Origin of the sequence: Rhodoferax sp., from assembly GCF_011391645.1 — a bacterium.
In the GTDB taxonomy this organism is placed as follows: domain Bacteria; phylum Pseudomonadota; class Gammaproteobacteria; order Burkholderiales; family Burkholderiaceae_C; genus Rhodoferax.
Window position 1 is genome coordinate 1 of sequence record NZ_JAABQC010000163.1, and the last position, 2929, is coordinate 2929.

Below are 2929 nucleotides of genomic sequence, written 5' to 3' on the forward strand. Positions count from 1 at the left end.
GCCAGAGGGCGAGTTGACTTTTGAGGCCGTGTTTGAGGTTTATCCCGAAGTCCAAATTGGCGACCTGACCACCGCCGAGGTCGAAAAAGTGACGACCGAAGTGTCCGATGCCGCCATCGACAAGACCTTGGATATTTTGCGCAAACAGCGCCGCACCTTTTCGCAGCGCCCGCAAGATGCGGCCGCCCAGGACGGCGACCGCCTCACGGTGGACTTTGAGGGCAAGATTGACGGCGAGCCGTTTGATGGCGGCAAGGCCGAAGACTTTCAGTTCATTCTGGGCGATGGCCAGATGCTCAAGGAGTTTGAGGAAGCCTCGCGCGGCATGAAAACCGGCGAAAGCAAGACCTTCCCGCTGGCTTTCCCGGCTGATTACCATGGCAAGGATGTGGCCGGCAAAACCGCCGACTTCATGGTCACGGTGAAAAAGATCGAGGCAGCGCATCTGCCTGAAGTCAACGAGGCGCTGGCCAAATCATTGGGCATTGCCGATGCGACGGTTGAGGGTTTGCGCGCCGACATCAAGAAAAACCTGGACCGCGAAGTCAAGTTCCGCTTGCTGGCGCGCAACAAGGCCGTGGTGATGGACGCGCTGGTGGCCAAGGCCGAGCTTGATCTGCCCAACGCCAGTGTGCAGGCAGAAATGGCGCGCCTGCTTGAGGGCGCCCGTGCCGACCTGAAGCAGCGCGGCATCAAGGACGCCGACAAGGTGACCATTCCTGAAGACGTGTTCCGCCCGCAGGCCGAGCGCCGCGTGCGCCTGGGCCTGGTGGTGGCCGAACTGGTGCGTTCCAATAATTTGCAGGCCACCATGGACCAGCTCAAGGCGCATATTCAGGAACTGGCCGCCAGCTACGAGAAGCCAGCCGAGGTGGAGCGCTGGTACATGACCGACAACGCGCGCCTGGCCGAGGTGGAAGCCATCGTGCTTGAAAATAATGTGACCGATTTCGTGCTGTCAAAAGCCAAAGTAAGCGAAAAGGCTGTCACCTTTGACGAGTTGATGGCGCAGAATTAACCAGCTTGCCGTTTAAATACGGGGTTCATGGGGCTTGTGCCGGGCTTGCAGCCTGGCATGCAGGCCCCATTTGCTTGGAGGCTATGTTTTTTAGCTACAGTAGCGTTAAATTTATGGAGTCATGATGAAGTTTCAGATGAATGCAATGGATACACAGGCTTTGGGCATGGTCCCGATGGTGATTGAGCAGTCGGGCCGGGGTGAGCGGTCTTATGACATTTACTCGCGCCTGCTCAAGGAGCGGGTGATTTTTATGGTCGGCCCGGTCAACGACCACGTGGCGAACCTGGTGGTGGCGCAGTTGCTGTTCCTTGAAAGTGAAAATTCCGACAAGGACATTTCGTTCTACATCAACTCCCCCGGCGGCTCGGTGAGCGCCGGCATGGCCATTTATGACACCATGAACTTCATCAAGCCGGAGGTGTCCACGCTGTGCACCGGCATGGCCGCCAGCATGGGTGCCTTTTTGTTGGCCGCCGGCGCCAAGGGCAAACGGTTTTCTTTGCCCAATTCAAAAATCATGATTCACCAGCCCTCCGGCGGAAGCCAGGGCCAGGCCACTGAAATCGAGATTCAGGCGCGCGAGATTTTGAAAACCCGTGAACAGCTCAACAAAATTCTGGCCGAGCGCACCGGCCAACCGCTGGAGCGGATCGAGCGAGACACCGAGCGCGACTATTACATGTCGGCCGAAGAGTGCAAAGAATATGGTCTGATTGACCAGGTTTTATCCAAAAGGGCTTAACTGTCATGGCCGAAAAAAAAGGCACGTCCGGCGAAAAAACCCTGTATTGCTCATTCTGTGGCAAGAGTCAGCATGAGGTCAAAAAGCTGATTGCAGGTCCGTCGGTCTTTGTGTGCGATGAATGCATTGAACTTTGCAACGAAATCATTCGCGATGAGCTGCCGCCCACCACGACCACCGAAGAAAAAAGCAATCTGCCGACACCCGCAGAAATCAAGGCCAACCTCGACAATTATGTGATTGGCCAGGAGGCCGCCAAGCGCATTCTGGCGGTGGCGGTTTACAACCATTACAAGCGCCTGCGCCATCAGGAAAAAGCCACCAAGGACGACGTTGAGCTGTCCAAGAGCAACATCTTGCTGATTGGCCCCACGGGTTCGGGCAAAACGCTGCTGGCGCAAACGCTGGCGCGCATGCTCGACGTGCCGTTTGTGATGGCCGACGCGACCACCCTGACCGAAGCCGGTTATGTGGGCGAAGACGTTGAAAACATCGTGCTCAAGTTGCTGCAAAGCTGCAATTACGAGGTGGAGCGGGCCCAGCGCGGCATTGTCTATATTGATGAAATCGACAAGATTTCACGCAAGTCCGACAACCCGTCCATCACCCGCGACGTGTCGGGTGAGGGCGTGCAGCAGGCGCTGCTGAAGCTGATCGAGGGCACCATGGCGAGTGTGCCGCCACAGGGCGGGCGCAAGCACCCCAACCAGGATTTTGTGCAGGTGGACACCACCAACATCCTGTTCATTTGCGGCGGTGCCTTCTCGGGGCTTGAAAAGGTCATAGAAAACCGCACCGAGTCATCCGGCATTGGGTTTGGCGCCGCCATCAAAAGCAAGAAGAACCGCAATCTGACCGAGGTTTTCAAGGAAGTCGAACCAGAAGACCTGATCAAATTCGGCCTGATCCCGGAGCTGGTGGGTCGCATGCCGGTGGTGGCCACGCTGGGCGAGCTCAGCGAAGACACGCTGATCCAGATTCTGACCGAGCCCAAAAACGCATTGGTCAAGCAGTACAGCAAACTGCTGGCCATGGAGGGCGTGGAGCTGGAGATTCGCCCCAGCGCCCTGAAAGCCATCGCCAAAAAGGCGCTGATCCGAAAAACAGGGGCACGCGGCTTGCGTTCCATCCTTGAATTGGCGCTGATTGACACCATGTTTGATCTT

The 2929-nt window shown here is 57.0% G+C and carries 3 protein-coding genes; all 3 read left to right on the forward strand.

Annotated features, from left to right (window positions below; genetic code table 11):
- Positions 1-1018: trigger factor (tig, locus tag GPS82_RS13685; RefSeq protein WP_296495650.1), on the forward strand; the 1018-nt coding region annotated here is incomplete at its 5' end.
- Positions 1019-1154: 136 nt separating this feature from the next.
- The gene (gene clpP, locus GPS82_RS13690) at positions 1155-1763 is read left to right on the forward strand and encodes an ATP-dependent Clp endopeptidase proteolytic subunit ClpP (protein ID WP_296495652.1); all 609 of its coding nucleotides are present in this window, start codon (positions 1155-1157) and stop codon (positions 1761-1763) included.
- A 5-nt stretch (positions 1764-1768) separates the two neighbouring features.
- Positions 1769-2929: ATP-dependent Clp protease ATP-binding subunit ClpX (clpX, locus tag GPS82_RS13695; RefSeq protein WP_296495654.1), on the forward strand; the 1161-nt coding region annotated here is incomplete at its 3' end.

Bases quoted from the DNA above. Each gene is read 5' to 3' on its own strand.
- clpP (WP_296495652.1), top strand. From the start codon at position 1,155: ATGAATGCAATGGATACACAGGCTTTGGGCATGGTCCCGATGGTGATT.